Origin of the sequence: Hominisplanchenecus sp., assembly GCF_046967715.1 — a bacterium.
GTDB lineage: Bacteria > Bacillota > Clostridia > Lachnospirales > Lachnospiraceae > Hominisplanchenecus > Hominisplanchenecus faecis.
In genome coordinates this window covers 4516-26250 of record NZ_JBKVNQ010000031.1, presented here as the reverse complement: position 1 = coordinate 26250, position 21735 = coordinate 4516, and the positions used below count along the sequence as shown (strand labels likewise).

The following is a 21735-nucleotide window of genomic DNA, read 5'->3' as shown; positions in this document are numbered from 1 at the left end:
ATTACTTACCGTCCTTCCTCAGTCAGACCAGTATAGCATAATTTTTCCTTTTTTCCAACTGTCACCTCAAGGTTCTCCCTCCAGACCTTTTAAGATCCAGTAAGGATCGACACTGACTTCCTGCCCGTCTGCTGTCTGTATGTAAATGCCAAAATGCAGATGTACGGCAAACTGACCGACCGTGCCCTCTTCTCCGTAACCGCTGTCCCCCATATAGCCCAGCATTTCGCCGGCTTCTACTGTTTTCCCTTCTTCCATCCTCGGTGCATATTCCGAGAGATGGGCATAATAAAAGTAACCGCCCTGTTCACTGCGGATTCCGATCCGCCATCCGCCCTTTTGAAGCCATCCCATATGCTCAACCGTCCCGGCTGTGGCAGAAAATACCGGATAAAACCCTCTCTGATTTGTCGGCGGCATCAGATCCGTCCCCTCATGCCCCCGTTTGCCGCCGTAGGTGCGTTCTTCCATCCAGGAATCCTCATAAGATACCCTGCATTTTACTGGAAAGCAGACAAGATCATCCCATACCGCACAGAACGCATTTTCCAGCATCTCATATTGTTTCGGGCGATAACGGTACATCCACTTCGCCGTCTGCTGCAACTCATCGATCGTCGGCATTTTCTTTGGAAAAGACGCCTGAGCACCCGCAAAAGCAAGTGCCAGCAGTTTTCCTTTCGAAAGTCCGCTCTGTTTCTGAAGTTCTGCTGTTTCTTCCTGCAAGCTGCCGCCTGCCTGCATAGAACGGAAATGTTCCATTTCAATGACTCTGTCATGCAGAGCATATTTTCTCTTTTCATGATGGAATATCGCCATTCCGACAAAAAGAACAAGCACTGCAAGGAACAGAAAACAGATCCTTTTTCTGATCGTATCATCCGGTCGCTTTTTCTTCATCCGAAACTACCCTCACAAAAGCGGTCTTATTTTTATATGCATATGTTTTTGGATTGATGCATACGATACGCAAAAAGAGGAATTTTTTATGAAATCTTTCTTTTCTTCACTTCTTGGTGCTGCCCTGTTTGTGATTCTGCTGTTTTTACCTGGTTTGGTCTTTGAAGGTGCAAAAATGGGACTGAACCTGTGGTTTTTCACTCTGGTTCCCACCCTTCTGCCATTCATGGTCTTTTCCAACATCCTGATCCAGAGCCGCCTGATCGAACATCTTCTCTTCCTGCCCGGACTTTTTACCCGAAAATATCTCCATCTCTCCCCGACCGGGCTTTATGCGTTCCTGTGCGGCTTTTTCTTCGGTTATCCTTCTGGTGCCAAAATTCTTGCCGATCTTTTAAAAACCGATCAGATCGATCCAAAGGAAGCTTCCATGCTCTTCGGTTTCTGTAACAACGTAAGTCCGGCTTTTCTTATCACCTATTTTCTGACACTGCACTTAAAACACCCGGAGAAAGCCGGAATCACCGTCTCTTTTCTGTACATAATACCCGCTTTTGTCTGTCTGATGGCATTTTTCTTTTGCGGCAGTTCCTTTTCTCTCCGTGAAAAAAAGACATCGAGTCCCGTGCTTTCTCTTGCACTGCTTGATGCCTGCCTCCAAGATGCCCTCTCAGTCCTGCTAAAGCTTGGCGGTTATATTATATTATTTTCCGTCTTATCCAATGTGATCACACACATACCCCGCATGCGTGCAGAAAGTGCCGCTTTTTTCTCCTGCTTTCTGGAAATTACAGGCGGAATCCCTGCCGTCACTGCCGCATTTGCTTATCCGCAAAGTTATGTGATATTGCTCCCGTTTCTGGCTTTTGGCGGTCTTTGCTCTTTCATGCAAACAGGGAGTGTCATAAAAGACACCCCCTTATCTCTTCGTAGCTATTTTTTTACCAAAATACTGCTCGCTCTGCTGATATTTCTGTGTGAAATACTCTGCATTACGCTGCTTCCGGGCCTTTTTTAAGCCTCGTCGTCATCGTAATCCGCATCCTGCTGCGGTGCTGCATAAGATGCAGGGTTTCCGCCCGGTGACAGCTCGCGTCTGTTCTTGTTTACGATATCGTAGCAGGACTGGATCGAATTGATGAAAGTATTGTATTTCTCGCCTGCTGCATCGATCGTATGGCTCATGATCTTTTCCAGATTTGCCAGCATCTCATCGGTGTACTGCAGTGCACCCATACGGATGTTGTTGGCATCGGTTGTTGCATTGTCCATGATCTCCTGTGCCTGCTGGTTAGTGTTCTCCAGCAGCTCATTGGACTGTGCATATGCCTGCTGCATAACTTCACTTTCCGTAACCATCTGCTGTGCCTGTGTCTTTGCGTCTGCGATGATCGCATCTGCTTTGGACTGTGCGTCTGCCAAGATCGCATCTTTGTTGCTGATGATCTTCTGGTAACGTTTGATCTCATCCGGTGTCTTCATACGAAGCTCACGCAGAAGCTCTTCCAGTTCTTCTTTATTTACCACGATCTTTGTAGAAGAGAGTGGCTGGAATTTACAACTGTCTACATACTCCTCGATTTCTTCAATAATCTGCTCAATTCTGCTGCTCATCGTTATCACTCCTATTTTTTATTCTGATTTCTGGTTCTAGTTCTAATTTAAAGATGCCTTACGGATTGTTTTGTACTTCGCACTTTCTCAATCCTGCTTTGACACTTCCATTTTTTGATATATCTTCTCAATCACCGACTCCGGCACAAATTTGGAGATATCGCCATGGTAGCTGGCGATCTCTTTGACCGTTGTCGAACTTAAGTAGGCATATTCCAGACTGGTCGATAAGAAAATCGTATCAATATCTGAGCGCAGGATGCGGTTGGTCTGCGACATCTGCAGTTCGTAATCAAAATCGGTGATCGCCCGCAGACCCCTCACCATAAACTGTGCTCCGCAGTTCCTTGCAAAATCTACGGACAGACCATCAAATGCCTTTATTGTCACATTTCCGATATCCTTGGTGACATCAGCTAATATATTAACACGTTCTTCGGCAGAAAACAACGGCGTTTTTGCACTATTTGTCAGCACACCGACGATCAGTTCATCCACCAGAACAGCGGAACGACGGATGATATCAAGATGTCCGAACGTAACCGGATCAAAACTTCCAGGGTAGACAGCTCTTCTCATAACTCCTTTTTCTCCTTCTCTATAAACATATGAACATTTGTCTTATATTCTTTGCGTTTCAGTACACGGAACCCAAATTCCTTAAGATAGGAAAAATCAGTCTCCAGAGATGCCTCTATAATGATCAGGGTACGCTCATCTGCCACTTTGCTGTCTTTTAAGCAGGAAAGGACTCGCTTTTCCAGCTCCTGGTTGTAAGGAGGGTCCATAAAAATGACACCAAAGCTCTCCTTGCCGTCCTCGATCTCACGTCTCAGACGATCCAGTGCAGCAAAAACATCTGACTGCACAACAAAAGCATCCGCGTCCAACCTAGTAAACTTCAGGTTTTCGCGGATGCAACACACTGCGGCAGGATTTTTTTCCACAAAGACTGCTTCCTTTGCTCCTCTGCTGAGTGCCTCAATCCCTATCGCACCGCTCCCGGAAAACAGATCCAGAAAACGGATACCGTATAGTTCATCCTGTATCATATTAAAAAGCGTTTCTTTAATCCGGTCCGTGGTCGGTCTGGTCTCCATTCCGGGAACCGTCTTAAGTGCCAGTCTCCTGGCTTTGCCTGCGATAACTCTCATAATTTCTTCCTTTGTTCTGTGTTTTTTCTATTATAAAGGTTTTCACACTTCACGTCAAGCCGAAAAAACAGGAAAACAACGGAAGCAAGCAGCATTTGTGAGCTTATGTATCAAAGGATTCTTTCGTTTTTGATGCTTCCGGTCTCTTTAAATACTTCCCACTCTGAGATATTGACTGCATGGTCACCGATACGTTCCAGATATTTTGCAACCATCAGAAGATCCACACAGGCATCGGTGTCTTTTTTGCCTTCTTTCAGGCAGGCAACCAGTTCCTCTTTCACCTGGTTGAAAAGGTCATCAATCTTATCGTCTCTCTTATAAAATTCTTTTGCCTGCTCTTTATCTCTTGCCATAAAAAGCTCTACCCCATCACAGAGGATCTTTCTGGTCTCTTCGAGCATCTCTGGCATGGACGGTGCATACTCTTTGTAGCTGATACCGTTCAGACGCACTGCCATATCTGCGATATCCGCTGCATGGTCACCGATACGTTCCATGTCACCGACTGCTTTCATAACAGAAGATACGATACGCAAATCACTTGCCAGCACCGGCTGCTGCCTGGTCAGAAGCAGCAGGCATTCTGCTTCAATCTTACGCTCCATCTCATTGATCTTACGGTCATTTTTCTGGATTCTGTCCAATTCTTCCAGATCATTAAGTGCAATTGCTGAGAGCAGATCTGCAAAAGCCTGCTGAATCCCCTTTCCCATGGCATCCATGTTTTCGCGAAGAGTCTCCAGTTCGTGTTCAAAATTCATTCTCACTGACATTGTTTTTCCCCCAATCAACCAAAACGTCCTGTAATATAATCTTCGGTCCTCTTATCCTGTGGTCTCGCAAAGATGTCATCGGTATGGTTAAACTCGATCACTTCTCCTACCAGGAAGAATGCGGTGTCATCCGATACACGTGCTGCCTGCTGCATGTTATGGGTGACAACAACAACCGTATATTTTTTCTTCAGCTCTACCATCAGCTCTTCAATTTTTAAAGTAGAGATCGGATCAAGTGCCGATGTCGGCTCATCCATCAGAAGCACGTCCGGCTGTACGGCCAGTGCTCTTGCAATACAGAGACGCTGCTGCTGTCCGCCGGAAAGCCCCAGTGCTGATTTTTTCAGGCGGTCTTTTACCTCATTAAAGATCGCTGCTCCACGCAGACTCTCTTCCACGATCTGATCGAGTGTCGCTTTATCTTTAATGCCATGGATCCTCGGTCCATAAGCGATATTATCATAAATGCTCATCGGGAATGGATTTGCCTGCTGAAATACCATACCCACTTTTTTTCGAAGCAGTGTGGTATCTGCCTTCGGACTGTAGATATCTTCTCCGTCAATCAGGACTTTTCCTTCTATTTTTACGTTCTCAACCAGGTCATTCATACGGTTTAAGCACTTCAGAAAGGTGGATTTACCGCATCCAGACGGACCGATAAATGCAGTGATCGCATTTTCCCGAATCTCCATATTGACATGTTTTAACGCATGATTCGTTCCGTAGTGCAGGTTCAGATCCTGCACACTGATTTTTGTATTTTCCATGGTGATGCTCCTCTTTCTTTTATTTCATCCGCGTTACATCGAAACGCTTCGCCAGATATTTTGTCAGGAAATTGATGCACAGTACGATCACAAGAAGTACAAATGCAATTCCAAACGCTACATTATATTCTGCTTTTGAGCTGCTAAGATACAGCTGGATCGTCAAAGTTCCGCCCGGCTGCAGGATCTTGGAAAGCCATCCTCCCGCTTTCGGGAGCAGATAACCGCTTCCTGCCGTAAAGAGCAGGGCTGCCGATTCTCCGACGATACGTCCGATCGCCAGAATCACTCCGGTGATGATGCCGGGCATGGCAGACGGAAGCAGGATTGTACGGATCATGTGCCATTTTGTTGCTCCCATGCCAAGTGCTCCGCTCCGGTAAGAATCCGGAACCGTACGCAGAGCTTCCTGCGTGTTTCGCGTGATCAGTGGCAGGATCATAAGGCTCAAAGTCAGAGCACCGGTCAGCAGAGAATAACCAAGTTTCAGCGTTGTTCCAAAAAACACGCTTCCGAAAAGTCCGAAAATAATCGATGGGATACCGGAAAGTGTCTCCGTCGTAAATTCAATGATCCTTACGATCTTGCCCGGTTTGGCATACTCATTCAGATAAATGGCACTTCCCACACCGATCGGCGTTGCGATCACCAGCGTGATCACGATGATATACAGCGTATTGACAATATTTCCGGCAATGCCGACCGTTCCTTTTCTTGCACTTGTTACCGTTGTCAGAAACTCCAGGCTGACACTTCCGATTCCTCTTACCGTTACATAACAGATGATCATCAGAAGAACAGAAACTGCTATGGCTGCTGACAGATAAATGCATCCGTACAGGAACTTGTCCATGCCATGTGTTTTTTTATTATAAATTGAATTCTCACTTTGCATCGTCGTCTATTCCCTTCTTCAGTATCCGTGTCAGAACCACATTGATCAGCATGATGAATACAAACAGCACCAGACCGATCGTGAATAAAACCTGTCTGTGTAAATCTGCTGCATATCCCATTTCACTTACGATCGCTGTTGTCAGAAAACGAACCGAATTGAATGGGAACGGCGGATTTACCGAACTTCCTGCTACTAAAGTGATCGCCATTGCTTCACCGATCGCTCTTCCTGTTCCAAGTACGATGGCTGTAATGATACCGGATTTTGCCGCCGGGATCATCACCTTGAAAATAGTCTGGATATGGGAGGCTCCCAAAGCCAGCGATGCTGATTTCAGATTCTGCGGTACTGCTTTCAGTGCAGACTCACTGATATTTATTACCGTTGGGAGGATCATAATCGCCAGTACGATCACAGCTGAAATCAGGTTCGCTCCTCCGGTGAACTGGTGTGTTTTTGAATTTTGAAAGAGAAACAGCTCCAGTTTGTACATTACCGGATTGAGCACCAGGATGCCGACCAGTCCGTAAATAACCGAAGGAATGCCTGCCAGAAGTTCCACCGCCGGTTTTACAACGGCTGCCAGTTTTTTCGGTGCAGCTTCCGCAAGAAAGACTGCGGTCAGAATACCGATCGGCACACCGATCAGGATGGCAAGTGCCGTTCCTACGATCGATGTGAGGATAATGTACAGGATACCGTAGGATGGCGTTGCCGCCGTCGGTGCCCAGACACTTCCAAAGAGAATGTCAAGGAGACCGACTTTGAAAATTGCAGGGGTTCCGCTGATGATCATGTAGAGTGTGATCGAAAAGACTGCCGCAACTGCAACGACCGAACATATGGTAAAGATGATCTGTGCCGTTGTTTCTACCGCCGAGCGGGATCCTTTTGCACTTAAAATACTGAATTTGCTTTTCTTATCTTCCATTCTTTACACCAAGCCTTCGTTTTTTCCAGTTAGTCTACAGTGATCAGACCTACGGAGCTGATCAGATCTTTTCCTTCTGCGGAAGAAAGATAGTCAAACAGTGCCTGTACCGGTTCGCTCTGTTCTGAGATCTCTCCTTTTGTCGCCATAACAAACGGGCGGCTCAGGAAATAATTTCCTGCTTTGATGTTTTCTGCTGTCGGCTCTACACCTTCCAGTTTCAGGGCTTTTACCGTGTCATCCAGGACATCCAGAGATACGTATCCGATGGAGCCCGGTGTGGAAGCTACTTTTGCCATAACAGCTCCGGTGCTGTCCAGTTCGCTTGCATATGTACATTTATCTGCAACATCCAGCAGTTCTTCAAAAGCTCCTCTCGTACCGGAACCTGCTTCACGTCCGATCACAACGATCGGCACGGAGTCTCCGTCTACATCTGCCCAGTCTGTGATCTCACCTGTGTAGATCTGTGCCAGCTGTTCTTTTGTCAGATTCTCTACTTTTGTATCCGGATTTACTACAACTGCAATACCGTCGATCGCTACAATGTTTTCTACTGCACCATTCTGTTTTTCACTGTCTTCCAGTGCACGGGAAGAGTTTCCGATATCTACGCTTCCGGAAAGAAGGGATTCAATACCTGCGGAAGATCCGGTAAATTCTGCATTTACGGTTACATTCGGATATTTCTCCATAAAAGCTTCTGCAACGGCGTTTGCCAGTTTCTCCATAGAAGTACTTCCTGCCATGGTAATGCTGCCGTTCAAATCTGCGGAAGCTTCGCTTGCTGCCTGTGTATCTTTGGCACTGTCTGCAGTGCTTTCAGCCGCCTGGCTTCCTGCCTCTGTCTGTGCTGCGTTTGTATCTGCCTTTGTCTCTGTTGTCGTGCCTGACTGTCCGCATGCTGCCAGACTTGCTACTGTCACTGCACAAATTCCTGCTAAAGCTGTCAATTTCTTAAGGTTCTTCATAATAATAATCTCCTCTCCTGACCTGCTGTGCCGTTTTCGTTTTATTTTTACCAGTTTTTCATTCGGCATCTGTCAGTTTCTGATTTTTCTGTTCTTTGTGAACAACCTTAAGATAACACAAAACCAGCCCACAAAAAGCATGGGCTGGTTAATCCTTGGTTATGTTTTTGTAAAGAAAATCTGCAATTGTAAAGAAATCGTAAAGCTTATCGGAATACGATCTCTCCGGTTTTTTCATCCATACTCTCTACGATAGCGAGAGATTCCAGGTGTACTCCCTGATCACGCAGGGCATCGCCGCCTGGCTGGAAGCCTTTCTCGATCACGATACCGGCTCCGACCAGCTGTGCACCGGAATCTTTTACGATCTGGATCAGTCCCTCCATTGCCTTTCCGTTTGCCATAAAATCATCGATCAGCAGCACTTTGTCATCCGGTCCGAGAAACTCCCTGGAAACGATGATGTCGTAGATTCTTCCGTGAGTATAGGACTCCACCTGTGTGGTATAGACATCTCCTGCGATATTTTTGGTCTGCGTCTTCTTTGCAAAGACAACCGGAACGTTGAAAACTTCGGCAACAACACAGGCAATACCGATACCGGATGCCTCGATCGTCAGGATCTTTGTGATCTCTTCCCCTTCAAATCTGCGTTTGAACTCTTTTCCGATCTCACGGAACAGGGATACATCCATCTGATGATTCAAAAAGCTGTCCACTTTCAGCACATTGCCTTCTCTAATCTTACCGTCTTTTCTGATTCTGTCTTTGAGTATCTGCATTTCTTTATCCTCCATCATCGTTTCGTTCATTTTATTTTGATATACATCATCAGTTTTTTCAATTTTACCCTCTATAGCCTTAAATGTCAATGTACAGAAAATGTATTTTGACCCACAACGGTGAAGCCACTGAACAATTACCAGAATTTTACAAAATCTTCTGACCTTCTGCCAGCAAAACTTTCAGAATACCGGCCAGAAACATAACGGTCACCGGATTCATTTTACATTTCCGAAGCAGCACGATGCAAAGGCCGAACAGAATCACCATACCCCAGTCGGTATCCGGCAGACGGATCACAGTTTGTCCGTTCCAGAAGGCAGAAACCAAGATGGAAATGCCGGCCGATGCGATCAGTGCGATCACTGCCGGACGCAGGGAAGAAAGAACACCCTGAAGTGCTGCGAGCTTTTGATATTTTAAATAGAAGTAAGCAATAAATGTAACCAAAATACAGGACGGCAGAATACATCCAAACGTTGCAATCAGAGCTCCCGCAAGCCCTGCCGTGTTCATTCCGACAAACGTAGCTGCATTTGTGGCGATCGGGCCAGGTGTCATCTGCGAGATCGTGACAAGATCTGCGAACCCTTTCCCATCTAACCAGTGATACGTGTCCACTACCTGGTGCTGTATCAGAGGCATTGCCGCATAACCGCCTCCAAAACTGAACATTCCAATCTGAAGAAATGCAAAAAATAATTTCAGATAAATCATGATATTTTCCTCTTTCCGTACTTTGAACGTAAAAATCCCAACAAACCGCTTGCAATCACAATGTATACAACATTGACTTGAAACACCGTTGCCGCCAGAAAGGCAGCTGCCATAATGATCCAGGAAATGGCATCTTTTTGTTTTGCCACCTCACCCGCCATCTCATATACCACAACAGCGATCACTGCCCCGACTCCGGCCTGCATGCCAAGCAGCATCTGGCTTACAATAAAATTTTTGCAGAAGATCTGATAACAGACCGAGATTGCCGCAATGATCACAAACTGCGGAAGCAATGTCCCAAAGACGGCTGTCACCACGCCGATAAGCCCTGCCAGCTTATAGCCGACTGCGATCGCTCCGTTCACTGCCACAGCTCCCGGTGCTGACTGTGCGATCGCCACCAGATCCAGCATCTCATTCTCATCGATCCAGTGATACTCATCAACAAATTTCTTTTTCATCAGACTCACGATTACATAGCCTCCGCCAAACGTGAATGCACTGAGATAAAACGTAGACAGAAAAAGTTTCCATAAGACAGTTTTTTTTGATTTTGACTCCATAGCTATACCTCTTTTGTGCTTTTTATGCTTAAAAGGATGTCACAACGAAAAGTCTGAAATCACGATGTACCTGTGCAGAAATAATGTTATGACTTGATGACCTGATCAGGCATCCCCTGACAATTTTAGCACATCTTCTTTGAAAAATACATCTTTTTACATAATCTTTACGTTTCCCTTCGTAACGGATCATTCCTCTTTTTCCTCTTTTTCACAGGACTTGTGTCTCTGCCCCAGCAGCTGATCTACATACGTGCTCAGTCCCGCCACAAGGATTCCCTGCACGACCGCCGTAAAAACTGCCATTGCGATCTCCTGTCTTGTCTGAAATTCTGTCGTTGCAAACACATACAGACCGGCAAGCAATATACCGAGAATCCCGAGAACTCCGGGAACATACTGGTTTTGTATGGTCTGAGAATGTTTCAGCCCAATGCCAACAAAATATAAAACCAGTGCCACTGCCAATAGCTCTGGTTTTATATAATCGGTGATCTGCATGATAGACTCCCCACGCTGTTTTTACTATAATATTCCGAAACAAGCAGAAAGTTGCCAATATCTGATATCTGCAAAAAGCTTTTTCTTCCAATCTTGCAAAAAAATTCACCCACCGCTTAGTGCTCTGCACACTTGAAGCGGGGGAATGCTTCTCTGCGTTCAAAATAACAGGCACTCTCCTTTACGGAAAGTGCCTGTTATTTTCATTTAATTCAAGTCGAACGCACGTGAGACTTGGCACGCGATTCTGGTCAGCTTTGCTGACATTTACCCAACAGAATCGCTGTGCATCCTCGCGGAGCGTTTATCTTAGTCGGAGATTGCACTCCCACTAAGACAAATTTGTTGCTCGCCACTTATAGAAGTGGGAGTCTTCTCCGACTAAGATAAAACTTTTTGTTTATTTCTTAGAATTTACCAGCTTTTGCTGCTTCCTCGATCGAAACTGCAACTGCAACAGTCATACCAACCATTGGGTTGTTACCTGCACCGATCAGACCCATCATTTCTACGTGAGCCGGAACAGAAGAAGAACCTGCGAACTGTGCATCAGAGTGCATACGTCCCAGAGTATCTGTCATACCATAAGAAGCAGGACCTGCAGCCATGTTATCCGGATGCAGTGTACGTCCTGTACCACCACCGGAAGCTACTGAGAAGTATTTCTTACCTTTTTCAAGACATTCTTTTTTGTATGTACCTGCAACCGGATGCTGGAAACGTGTCGGGTTTGTGGAGTTACCTGTGATAGAAACGTCAACGCCTTCTTTCCACATGATAGCAACACCTTCCGGAACGCTGTTAGCGCCGTAGCAGTTAACTTTTGCACGAAGTCCTTCAGAATAGGATTTACGGAATACTTCTTTAACTTCGTTCTTGTATGGATCATACTCTGTCTCTACATATGTAAAGCCGTTGATACGGGAGATGATCTGTGCAGCGTCTTTTCCAAGACCGTTCAGGATAACACGAAGAGGTTTTTTACGAACTTTGTTTGCTTTTTCTGCGATACCGATAGCACCCTCAGCAGCTGCGAAAGACTCATGTCCTGCAAGGAAGCAGAAGCAGTCTGTCTCTTCTTCAAGGAGCATTTTACCAAGGTTACCATGTCCAAGACCTACTTTACGTGTATCAGCAACGGATCCAGGAATACAGAATGCCTGAAGTCCTTCACCGATAGCTGCTGCTGCATCTGCTGCTTTCTTACATCCTTTTTTGATTGCGATTGCAGCACCTACTGTATATGCCCAGCAAGCGTTCTCGAAACAGATTGGCTGAATGCCTTTGATCTGATCGTAAACATTAAGACCTGCGTCTTTTGTGATTTTCTCAGCTTCTTCGATAGAAGCAATGCCATAGCTGTTTAAAACAGAATTGATCTTGTCAATTCGTCTCTCATATGATTCAAATAAAGCCATTTCCTGTTACCTCCTCTAATTATTCTTTACGCGGGTCAATAATCTTAACAGCATCAGCTACGCGGCCATACTGACCTTTGGATTTTTCCCATGCAGTATTAGGGTCATCACCTTTTTTGATGAAGTCTGTCATCTTTCCAAGGTTTACGAACTGGTATCCGATGATCAGATCATCAGCATCCAGAGCGATGCCTGTTACATAACCTTCTGCCATTTCAAGGTAACGAGGACCTTTCTTTAATGTACCGTACATTGTACCAACCTGTGAGCGAAGTCCTTTACCCAGGTCTTCCAGGCCAGCACCAACTGCCAGACCATCTTCAGAGAAAGCACTCTGGCTTCTTCCGTATACGATCTGCAGGAACAGTTCTCTCATAGCGGTATTGATAGCATCACAGACAAGGTCTGTATTCAGAGCTTCCATTACAGTCAGACCCGGCAGGATCTCAGCAGCCATAGCAGCAGAGTGTGTCATACCGGAACATCCGATGGTCTCTACCAGAGCTTCCTGGATGATACCTTCCTTTACATTCAGGCTCAGCTTACATGCACCCTGCTGAGGAGCACACCAGCCTACACCATGTGTAAATCCGGAAATGTCTTTAACTTCTTTTGCCTGTACCCACTTTGCTTCTTCTGGAATTGGAGCAGCGCCATGATGAACGCCCTGTGCAACTGGGCACATTTCTTCTACTTCACGTGAATAAATCATTTTAAGACTCCTTTCAAAAATAAATTGCATATAGTAATTAGCCGCCTCCCTTTTTTTGCGATCACAGGAGGCTGCAAAATACTTTCACATTATTTTCTCATAAATCGACGATTTCGTCCAGTCTTTTTTTAACAAACCGGATTCTTTTGTCTTTTTCTGTCCGGAAATGCCTCTAAGATTTGGCTTCTTCGCTTCGCCAGGATCCTTTCAGGCCTTTTCTGCGGACGCTGAAATGACAGTACATGGCGGTAACAGCACTGACGATCAGCAGAAAATAGAAATTCAGACCTCTTGTCAGGCACATGGACGCCGGAAGCAGTGCCCCTTTAAAGACCTGTCCAAAGGATGCTTTGTACATGATCTCTGTGATTCCCTGTGCTCCCGGAAGCGGCAGCATATCAACTGCAATATAAACAGATGCCTGAAGGATCATGATACTGAGCACAGATTCTCCGGTAAGCCCCATGCCTTTGTAGATCAGCCAGGTCATAAAAAACACACTGCATCTCTGGATAAATGTCAGGATCAGCACAAATGCGATCTTGTTTTTATGCCCGATCAGAAATACAACTGCTTCATGGTACTGATCTGCCATCTCGATCAGTTTTTCTTTTCGTTTTCCTGATTTTTTGAGAATGTGCAGTTTTTTGAGCACTGCTTCGCCGCCAAGTACCAGACTCTTAAAGCAGCGCGGGCTGATCATGACAAACAGCAGGATCACCACCAGAGCCGTATTCAGAAACAGTCCAAGATAATAAAGATAAATATAGTTTCCAAGATATCCCATCAGCTGCGTGCGGTAAAAAAGCAAAATGGCAACGCCCATAAGGGCCAGTACCAGTTTGTATACCACCGCCACCGTCATAAGCACCACGCTGCTGTCCGATACTTTATGCCCTTCTTTCTGCATGTAATAAAGCTGCATCGGCTGTCCGCCTGTTGCAGACGGTGTGATACCGGAATAAAAAAATCCCACAAACGAATATTTGATGCAGGAAAAAAGAGGGGTTTTCCCCTCCAGACTGCCAAGAAGATACCAGATCATAATGCCTTCCGCGGATGTAAAGAACAAAGCCGTAAGAGCTGCAGCCACCAGATAAACCGGGCTTAAAGTCTGCATGGCAGCAACTACGGTATTCATATCATTTCCCTGAAAAATAACCACAATAGTAGCGGTCAACAGTAGCAGGAAAAACGCCGCACTGATCAAATTTTTACGATTCATAAGCTGCTCCTATCATTAAATAAACCTTTCTGTTAAAATCATGCAGAGATCCTTCGAAAATGGTTTCTGTCTGTTCCAGTTCGTAAAAATCCCTTGGTGTCACAAGCGAGAAATGCTTCTGGAAAAGCGAAATGCCATTCTGCTCCAGGATATTCGTCACAAAAGAAGAACAGGTATAATGATTCTTCTGATAAAACGGTATCTGAAACAGGATGAAAGGCAGTCCGATAATACAGTAGTGATATCGCTTTCTTTGTTTATAGCACTGCAAAAGCTGTCTTGCAATACTTTTTTTCTGTTCTGCCGTACACTGCATACGGACTACTTTATATTTTGCATGCGGAAATACTGCCTCGATCTCCAGCGTATTTTCTTTTTCAAAGCCGGCGATCAGCGGAACGGCCGGATTCCTTCTCCCCACACTGTAGGCCTCTCTTAGATCGGCATCCATCGAAAGGACCACATGCACATAAGGGATCCCGATCACTCTACGGATGATGGACGCAAAGAATCCCGGTGTATCCACAAAAGCCAGATAAATCTGTTCCATAGCTTCTCTCCTTCCGATCAGTTAAAATGATAGCACTGTTTTGCCAGGCGATAACCTGCCAGTGTAAGTGCCGTCCCTGCTTTTCCAGGCAGATAAGTAAAACCGCTCACGGTCCCGAAGCGAAGCTTCCGATAAAGACCGTTTCCTCTTCTTCTCATATACTCCCACAGTTCGTTTCTTTTTTCCATTGCCTCTTCCGTTCCGATCAGTAAAAGATGAATGGAAGAAATCGACATCATGATTGACAGATTCCGTACCAGATAATCCGCCAGTTTTGGATGTTCCTTCTGTACTTGCTTCAAATCCGCACACCCCGAAACCATTTTTGTAACCAGAATCTGTTGGTCGATCCTTTTCATCAGCACCTGCTCATTGACCGACTGATCCTCTCTTCCAAGGAAATAATGGTAGAGATCCAGATCCAGGTACAGGATCGTCTTTACAAACGGAAGCGGCTGGTTGGCAAACAGATTGTCCACATAAAACGTATGCCGCGGCAGGCGTACGCCTGACCTTCGAAGTACTTCTGTCCGGCAGATCTGAGCGTGCATTACAAGGTACTGCGATGGATGAAATTTCCCGATGGTATCCCAAGTACAGACTTTTCCATCGCGAAATACATTCTCATAGCCCATCCGTTTCTGTTTTCCTTCATATAAATGGTCGTACAGATAGTTGCAGATGATCAGATCCGCTAAAGCCCCCTGTCTCTTTCTTTTTCGGATCTCCGTCAATAACTTTTTCAGAGCTTCCTCATCCAGCCAGTCATCCGAATCCACCACTTTGAAATATTCTCCGGCTGCCAGAGACAGTCCTTTGTTCACTCCGGCTCCGTGACCACCGTTTTTCTGATGTACCGCTCTGACTGTTTCCGGATACTTTTCTGCATAGCAATCTGCGATCTCACCGGTCCGATCCGTGGAGCCATCATCGATCACGATGATCTCCACCTCCTCGCCTCCCGCCATCAGCGACCTCAGGCATCGCTGCATGTAATCCTGCGAATTGTAGCATGGCACTGCAAACGTAATCAATTTTTCTTTCATCTATTCATAAATCCCTTCTTAATAGTTTTTGTGTTCATCTTGGTATCATGATACCTGTGAATTGCTCCGTTATAAAGTAACTTCCATCTGATATATTATACATAGTATAATATGCCGCCGCAACGCCAGCTTTCTTAAACTTTATTTAATTTCTTATTGCATTCTTCAGAAACCACAGCTTCCCGGATACGCAAAAACAGGAGATGGAACATGGAAAAACGGTGCTCCTTCTCCTGCTTTGGTTTTAAAATATGATGTTATGTTTCAAAGATGTCCTGCCATTACTTCATGCTTTATAGCTTCAGATCCGGCATCTCAGATATTTAAGAACTGTTTTACGATCTTTGGCATATCCTCTGTCTCTACCACATTCTTGTGAAGAACCGGTGCGGTACGGATCTCTTCGATCGCCTGCGGAACTTTCACACCGGACAGTTCGCTCAGTGCGTCTACCAGTTCGAAGTCACCCATGCCTTTGTACTTTTCTGCATCAATGGCATCCATAACACTTCTGGTGAATTTATACGGACTTGCTGTGGATGCGATCACGGTCTTGGTCTGATCACCGGTCTCTGCCACATACTTGCGGTATACTCTGGAAGCAACAGCGGTATGTGTGTCCATAATATAACCTGTTTTTTTGTAAACTTCTGCGATTTCTTCGGCAGTTTCTTTTTCATTTGCATAGTTGCCGTAGAAATCTTTCAGCTGAGCTTTCATCTCATCTGTAATCTCATATTTGCCTTCTGCTGCCAGATTCTGCATCAGAGTTACATCTTTTGCTGCATCTGCACCTGCGATCTTGTAGATCAGACGCTCCAGGTTGCTGGAGATCAGGATATCCATGGACGGAGATGTTGTCAGAATAAACTCACGATTTCTGTCATACGTTCCGGTGCGGAAGAAATCATAGAGAACCTTGTTGTCGTTGGAAGCACAGATCAGCTTGTCGATCGGCACACCCATGTTCTTTGCATAGTAGGCTGCCAGAATATTTCCGAAGTTTCCGGTAGGTACTACGACATTGATCTTTTCTCCCTTTGCCACTTCACCGTTTGCATACATTTTTGCATAAGCATATACATAGTAAACAACCTGCGGAACCAGTCTTCCGATATTGATGGAGTTTGCGGAAGAGAACTGATATCCTGCCTTATCCATCTGTGCTGCCAGTTCTTTGTCACCAAACATTTTTTTCACGCCTGTCTGTGCATCATCAAAATTGCCATGGATCCCTACTACAAAAGTATTGGCACCTTTCTGTGTTACCATCTGCTTTTCCTGGATCGGGCTTACGCCGTTTTTCGGATAGAATACAATGATCTTTGTTCCAGGTACATCTGCAAATCCCGCAAGTGCTGCTTTTCCGGTATCTCCGGATGTTGCTGTGAGGATCACGATCTCATTCTTCACCTGATTTTTCTTTGCGGATGTGGTCAGAAGATGCGGCAGAATGGACAATGCCATATCCTTAAAAGCAATCGTCTTTCCGTGGAACAGTTCCAGATAATAAGCCTCATCTTTTTTTACAAGCGGAGCGATCTCCTTTGTATCGAATTTCTCATCGTATGCTTTTGCGATGCAGTCTTTCAGTTCCTCTTCCGTAAAATCGGTAAGAAACTGACGCATAACTTCATATGCAGTCTCCTGGTAGCTCATCCCTGCAAGGGTGTCCATATCTGCTTCCAGTGCCGGAAGACTCTCCGGTACAAACAGACCGCCATCATCTGCCAGTCCTTTCAGGATTGCCTGGGATGCAGTTACTTCGACATCGTTGCTTCTGGTACTTTTGTATAAAAGATTCATAACAGCCGTCCTTTCCTTCAAACGCCATATTTTGCGATAAACTTTACGGGAGTCACCTTACATCTGATGCAGTCTCTCCACGCTTAATTCCAGATTATAACATACCTTTTTTCACTGTGCAAGAGCAAAGGAACGAAGTTGAGAAAAACCGGAGACACTTCTTACCATGCCCCCGGTTTTTTCTCATGCAGCGGATCATTCATCCGCAAAACAGAAAAATTCGTGTCCGCCATATTCAAACATCTGCACCAGATTCTGGTCAAACCAGACCATATTCTGGGCTTCCGCACTGGCACGTGCTGCAAAGAACAGTGCCCCCTGCGAATAATCTTCCCCGGCCAATGCCCGGTCTACCGCCTCGATCGTATCATCCGTGATCGAGACCGTATAGATCCTGCCGTCGTCGGTAGGGGAAAACTGCGGCGAACCGCCCGCCGTCTGCCAGACAACATCGTAGATCGTATCTGGAAATCTGGAATCCTTTACACGATTGAGCACGACATTGGCGATCAGGATCTTACTTTTGATGTCTCCCCCTGTCGCCTCCGCTTCTACGATCTGAAGAAGTGTGTAATAATCATTCCCATCCATCTGATTTTCCAGCACTTTCTGCTGTGCATAATAGCCGATGCTTCCGATGTTTTTTGCACACTCCTCCACGTACTTCTGGTAGAGGGCATTTTTTCTGATTCGTGATGTTCCGGCAAGGATCTCCTGATTCGCCGTCTCAAGATCAACGCCATCCGCTGCCTGCGAGTACGCTTCCAGCTTGTTTACGCTGGCAACAATTCCCATCAGACCTGCCTGAAGCTCCTCTTCCTTCACATCCTCACCCTCACCTGCTTCTTCTGCATTTCGGGAGGCTTTTACAGCATATACCTGATTCTTTCCTCCTCCGGTAAAACTGCCCGCTGTAAAAACCAATACAGCCACCACAACTGTACCTGTCATAAGAACTGCACAGTTGCGATAAATCTGTTTGCTGAGTGTACGTGAAAAACATACCTTAAAAAAACCACAGATATTATCTAAGATCACTCCCAGCAGCCACATAATGCCATTCCTCCTTCCGCAGTTGATGTACCTGCATTATAAGTGAAGAATTTGTTACATGTCAAGGTAAATGTTACAGATTCGTTACATTTTACAACATATTTTTTTCAGTCACATACAATTTTATGAGATGTTTCCATAATTTTATCACATTTCAAACATTATTTGTTGCAATATGTATAACCTGTTTTCTTGATTTTTGTCATTTTACCCAAGTAAATTTTCGGCATTTTTCAACTTTTGAACAATAGATGTTTCATTTTCGTTTACTCAATTGTTGATTATGTCATTTTAACATTTTTGAAATATTTGTAATATTTTGTAGTTATCCACATTTTCCTCTGAGCAGCTTATTCACTTTCTCCTTTACAAACAAATTCTTCCATTATATAATGACTGCCGGGAATGAGGTTCTCCCTGGTTTTTAACCAAACCGCTTGTATATAAGCTGATGACTTCTGCGATTTCGCAGGATCACCAGCTTTTTTTATGCGAGCAACGAGCCAAAGTCCGTGCTTGCACGAGACCTTGGCGACTGCCGCGATAACTTGAGAAACCCGCAAAGCGTGTTTCTCATAGTTTCATTATAATAAAGGAGGTCTTTATGTTAACATCACTTGCACTCATTTTTCTGACCGGCCTGCTCCTGGCATCTCTTTTTGAGAAGCTGAAGCTGCCCCGTATCATCGGTATGCTGCTTGCCGGCATTTTGCTTGGTCCGTATGTGCTGAACCTGCTGGATGATTCCGTATTATCCATATCATCCGATCTGCGACAGATGGCACTGATCATTATCCTTATCAAGGCCGGGCTTTCTCTGAATCTTTCTGACCTGAAAAAGGTCGGTCGTCCTGCGATTCTGATGTCCTTTGTTCCCGCCACATTCGAAATCATCGGATATGTTCTGCTGGCACCGACTTTGCTCGGCATTTCCAAAATCGAGGCAGCAGTCATGGGATCTGTGCTCGCTGCCGTTTCCCCTGCCGTCGTCATCCCGCGTATGGTTCAGCTCATGGAAACGAATTATGGCACCGAAAAAAGTATACCCCAGCTCATTATGGCCGGGGCATCCTGTGATGATATTTTTGTCATTGTACTGTTTTCTACATTTTCGAGCATGGCTCAGGGCGGTTCTGCAAACATCATGGATTTCGTAAACATTCCGGTATCCATCCTGCTTGGCATCGTGATCGGTGCCATGATCGGTTACCTGCTCGCCCTGTTTTTTGAAACCTGCCATAGACAGGGGCATAGCATCCGCAGCAGTCTGAAAGTCCTGATCCTGCTCAGCCTTGCTTTTCTCTGCATGGCACTGGAGAACCGCCTCAAAGGAATCGTTGCCATTTCCGGACTTCTTTCCGTTGTCAGTATGGCATGCGTGGTAAAGCTGAAAAGTCCCATCGATGTCACCAATCGTCTGTCACTGAAGTTTGGCAAGCTCTGGATCGCTGCCGAGATCCTGCTCTTTGTACTGGTCGGTGCCGCTGTAGACATCCGCTATACGATGCAGGCCGGAATCGCCGCAGTCGCCATGATCCTGCTGGCTCTTGTTTTCCGTGCCGTCGGTGTCTGCCTGTGCATGACAAAAACTTCACTGAATTTCAAAGAACGTCTTTTCTGCGTGATCGCCTATCTTCCAAAAGCAACCGTTCAGGCTGCGATCGGCTCCGTTCCACTTTCCATGGGACTTGCCTGCGGACAGATCGTGCTCTCTGTCGCAGTGCTGGCGATCCTGATCACCGCACCGCTTGGAGCGATCGGTATTGACCGGACTTACAAAAAGCTGCTTGTTATTACTCACCATTTGCAGAAGTGGGAGTCTTCTCGACTGAGATAAACTCTGCAGATTTTATACCCGTTCTGCTCTCTGTCGTACAGAAGCATCCGATCGTCCCTGCCCATCTTGCGTTCTTCTTCCAGAACGCTTCGGATTGTCTCCAGATCCCTCTGGATCGTCCGCTCTGTCACCTGATAGTGACGTGCTTCCTCTTTTTTCTTCAGGATGTCACCATATGACAGTCTCACAAACAGGCTCAGAACTCTGGTATTTCTGCCTTCCTTTTCTCCCATGCTATCCTCCTTCCATATGATTTGAGAGCAGTGTAGCATGTTTTCTCTCTGGCGTTGTGAAAATGATTTAATCTTCTCTTTTGAACTCAATCTCCCCATGGCAGTATGTATCCACAAACCACGTAAGCTCCCTGCGAAAGTCTGCTGCTTTGCTGCTGTTCCAGAAATCTTTCATCTCATCATACTGAAGCTCATTCTGAATATTTGACAGGTGATCAATCTGCTCTTCTGTCACTCTTTGATGCAGTGCCGTCTCAAATGTTTTATATAATAGTTTCCATTCTCCGGCAAAGTACCGATCCAGGCTGTCAAAAAACGGTGCATCCTGCTGATCTTCCACGGATACGATCACGGACATGCTGTAAAATACAAACGCTTCCTGCTGCAGTCCGATCTCTGCCAGAATGTCTGCATAGTGTTCCAGATCTCTTGAAAAATGGTATTTTCTCGTTTCTTCATTATAATTTGGCCAGGCATCCTCTGGTTTTGGAGTCTGATACTCATGCAGGGTCAGCGTGTATGCTTTCCGGATGATCTGAAGTACATTCTGAAATTGTTTCTGTCTGCCCGCACACCTTGCACGATCCTCTGCAAACCATTTATATTGCTTATAGTCCGGCTCTGCCCCTTCTTTTTGCATCCTCTGAAATAAAAGTTCCATCTGCTGATAACACTTTTCTTCCATCGGATCTTCTTTTCTGTCACGATAACTTCTTGCTGCATCTTCCCAGATTTCTAACTGTTTTTCTGTTTTCTGACCTTTGACATCCGTTTTTGCCACCAGAAAATAATCGCATTTCTTCTGCAATTTTTCTGCCCTTTCATCCAGCACACTGTATTTTTCCCGATAACAGGATGCAAGTATTTTGTATCCGAGACTTCGCAGATAGGCATCCTGATTTTTCACCTGTTTCTGACGTTTCAGAGCTGCAAAAGCATCCCACATCGCTTCCTTTTTATAATCTCCCGGAAGGTTCCGATAACAGCTGCTGCGGTATAAAAGTGCCTTTATCTCCTCTGCTGCCAATTTTTCTTTTCCTTTCGTCTGCTTCAAGAAAATGTGATACCAGAACTTCTGCCAGACTTTCATATCCCATATAATCTACCTTATACCATCTGTCTTCAACTTTCCATTTTCGCTGATCTCCTTTCGAAGTATGACCTGTTTTATGAAATGGAGAATGGTTATCGAGATTCCGTCTTTTCATTTCATTGCTCCTTTTTCAGAATCATAATCCACTGGTGATCTCCTTCCATACGTCCCTGTGTTT

At 45.4% G+C, this 21735-nt stretch carries 24 protein-coding genes and 1 riboswitch; of the genes, 2 read left to right on the top strand and 22 right to left on the bottom strand.

What is annotated here, in order from left to right; translation table 11 throughout:
• Positions 1-66 precede the first annotated feature (66 nt).
• Positions 67-900, bottom strand: coding sequence for a M23 family metallopeptidase (locus ACLTL4_RS06290; RefSeq protein WP_248835309.1), 834 nt, complete (start codon positions 898-900; stop codon positions 67-69).
• A gap of 88 nt (positions 901-988) precedes the next feature.
• Here ACLTL4_RS06290 and ACLTL4_RS06285 point away from each other — a divergent pair, with 88 nt between their 5' ends.
• Positions 989-1918, top strand: coding sequence for a nucleoside recognition domain-containing protein (locus ACLTL4_RS06285; protein WP_412290787.1), 930 nt, complete (start codon positions 989-991; stop codon positions 1916-1918).
• On the opposite strand, the gene ACLTL4_RS06280 is transcribed toward ACLTL4_RS06285, so the two are convergent.
• The 19 genes from ACLTL4_RS06280 to ACLTL4_RS06190 form a co-directional block, all read right to left on the bottom strand.
• Positions 1915-2514 (bottom strand): ATP synthase F0 subunit B, encoded by a 600-nt coding sequence (locus tag ACLTL4_RS06280; RefSeq protein WP_147631245.1) that lies wholly within the window; start codon positions 2512-2514, stop codon positions 1915-1917. The genes ACLTL4_RS06285 and ACLTL4_RS06280 overlap by 4 nt on opposite strands.
• A gap of 87 nt (positions 2515-2601) precedes the next feature.
• The gene (coaD, locus tag ACLTL4_RS06275; protein ID WP_022118546.1) at positions 2602-3093 is read right to left on the bottom strand and encodes a pantetheine-phosphate adenylyltransferase; all 492 of its coding nucleotides are present in this window, start codon (positions 3091-3093) and stop codon (positions 2602-2604) included.
• Positions 3090-3668, bottom strand: a complete 579-nt coding sequence (gene rsmD / locus ACLTL4_RS06270; protein WP_022118545.1) for a 16S rRNA (guanine(966)-N(2))-methyltransferase RsmD — start codon at positions 3666-3668, stop codon at positions 3090-3092. The genes coaD and rsmD overlap by 4 nt, the downstream gene beginning before the upstream one ends.
• Positions 3669-3778: 110 nt before the next feature.
• Positions 3779-4444, bottom strand: coding sequence for a phosphate signaling complex protein PhoU (gene phoU / locus ACLTL4_RS06265; protein ID WP_022118544.1), 666 nt, complete (start codon positions 4442-4444; stop codon positions 3779-3781).
• A gap of 14 nt (positions 4445-4458) precedes the next feature.
• Positions 4459-5217, bottom strand: coding sequence for a phosphate ABC transporter ATP-binding protein PstB (gene pstB / locus ACLTL4_RS06260; RefSeq protein ID WP_173897800.1), 759 nt, complete (start codon positions 5215-5217; stop codon positions 4459-4461).
• A 19-nt stretch (positions 5218-5236) separates the two neighbouring features.
• The gene (pstA, locus tag ACLTL4_RS06255; protein WP_173896251.1) at positions 5237-6112 is read right to left on the bottom strand and encodes a phosphate ABC transporter permease PstA; all 876 of its coding nucleotides are present in this window, start codon (positions 6110-6112) and stop codon (positions 5237-5239) included.
• Entirely contained in the window at positions 6102-7046 is a 945-nt protein-coding gene (gene pstC / locus ACLTL4_RS06250) for a phosphate ABC transporter permease subunit PstC (protein WP_173896250.1), read from the bottom strand. Before pstC ends, pstA begins: the two co-directional genes overlap by 11 nt.
• 29 nt (positions 7047-7075) lie before the next feature.
• Complete coding sequence (locus ACLTL4_RS06245; protein WP_412320335.1) at positions 7076-8020, bottom strand: phosphate ABC transporter substrate-binding protein PstS family protein; 945 nt, start codon at positions 8018-8020, stop codon at positions 7076-7078.
• Between the two features lie 203 nt (positions 8021-8223).
• The gene (locus ACLTL4_RS06240; protein WP_022118539.1) at positions 8224-8799 is read right to left on the bottom strand and encodes a xanthine phosphoribosyltransferase; all 576 of its coding nucleotides are present in this window, start codon (positions 8797-8799) and stop codon (positions 8224-8226) included.
• A gap of 148 nt (positions 8800-8947) precedes the next feature.
• A complete protein-coding gene (locus tag ACLTL4_RS06235) occupies positions 8948-9517 on the bottom strand; it encodes a chromate transporter (protein WP_173866369.1) in 570 nt (189 codons plus the stop codon).
• A complete protein-coding gene (locus tag ACLTL4_RS06230) occupies positions 9514-10083 on the bottom strand; it encodes a chromate transporter (RefSeq protein WP_412290783.1) in 570 nt (189 codons plus the stop codon). The genes ACLTL4_RS06235 and ACLTL4_RS06230 overlap by 4 nt, the downstream gene beginning before the upstream one ends.
• A gap of 189 nt (positions 10084-10272) precedes the next feature.
• Positions 10273-10584, bottom strand: coding sequence for a phage holin family protein (locus ACLTL4_RS06225; protein ID WP_412290781.1), 312 nt, complete (start codon positions 10582-10584; stop codon positions 10273-10275).
• Positions 10585-10991: 407 nt separating this feature from the next.
• Entirely contained in the window at positions 10992-12002 is a 1011-nt protein-coding gene (locus tag ACLTL4_RS06220; protein WP_412320333.1) for a GGGtGRT protein, read from the bottom strand.
• A 19-nt stretch (positions 12003-12021) separates the two neighbouring features.
• Positions 12022-12714, bottom strand: coding sequence for an iron-sulfur cluster assembly scaffold protein (locus ACLTL4_RS06215; protein WP_022118727.1), 693 nt, complete (start codon positions 12712-12714; stop codon positions 12022-12024).
• 172 nt (positions 12715-12886) lie between these two features.
• A complete protein-coding gene (locus tag ACLTL4_RS06210; RefSeq protein ID WP_022118726.1) occupies positions 12887-13939 on the bottom strand; it encodes a lysylphosphatidylglycerol synthase transmembrane domain-containing protein in 1053 nt (350 codons plus the stop codon).
• Entirely contained in the window at positions 13929-14489 is a 561-nt protein-coding gene (locus tag ACLTL4_RS06205) for a hypothetical protein (protein ID WP_022118725.1), read from the bottom strand. Before ACLTL4_RS06205 ends, ACLTL4_RS06210 begins: the two co-directional genes overlap by 11 nt.
• 17 nt (positions 14490-14506) lie before the next feature.
• A complete protein-coding gene (locus ACLTL4_RS06200) occupies positions 14507-15535 on the bottom strand; it encodes a glycosyltransferase family 2 protein (protein WP_412291482.1) in 1029 nt (342 codons plus the stop codon).
• Positions 15536-15850: 315 nt separating this feature from the next.
• Positions 15851-17341: a threonine synthase gene (gene thrC / locus ACLTL4_RS06195; protein ID WP_215659014.1), complete on the bottom strand. Its 1491-nt coding sequence runs from the start codon at positions 17339-17341 to the stop codon at positions 15851-15853.
• A 195-nt stretch (positions 17342-17536) separates the two neighbouring features.
• Positions 17537-18394, bottom strand: a complete 858-nt coding sequence (locus tag ACLTL4_RS06190) for a cell wall hydrolase (RefSeq protein ID WP_147631236.1) — start codon at positions 18392-18394, stop codon at positions 17537-17539.
• Between the two features lie 392 nt (positions 18395-18786).
• Positions 18787-18862, top strand: a riboswitch (Fluoride riboswitch).
• Positions 18863-18998: 136 nt separating this feature from the next.
• Between ACLTL4_RS06190 and ACLTL4_RS06185 the strand changes: the two genes are divergently transcribed.
• Positions 18999-20231 (top strand): cation:proton antiporter, encoded by a 1233-nt coding sequence (locus ACLTL4_RS06185; protein ID WP_412291484.1) that lies wholly within the window; start codon positions 18999-19001, stop codon positions 20229-20231.
• Here ACLTL4_RS06185 and ACLTL4_RS06180 read toward each other — a convergent pair.
• The gene (locus ACLTL4_RS06180; RefSeq protein ID WP_173866364.1) at positions 20192-20464 is read right to left on the bottom strand and encodes a hypothetical protein; all 273 of its coding nucleotides are present in this window, start codon (positions 20462-20464) and stop codon (positions 20192-20194) included. The two genes, ACLTL4_RS06185 and ACLTL4_RS06180, sit on opposite strands and share 40 nt — an antisense overlap.
• Before the next feature lie 67 nt (positions 20465-20531).
• Positions 20532-21491 (bottom strand): hypothetical protein, encoded by a 960-nt coding sequence (locus tag ACLTL4_RS06175; RefSeq protein ID WP_412291485.1) that lies wholly within the window; start codon positions 21489-21491, stop codon positions 20532-20534.
• Positions 21492-21735 lie beyond the last annotated feature (244 nt).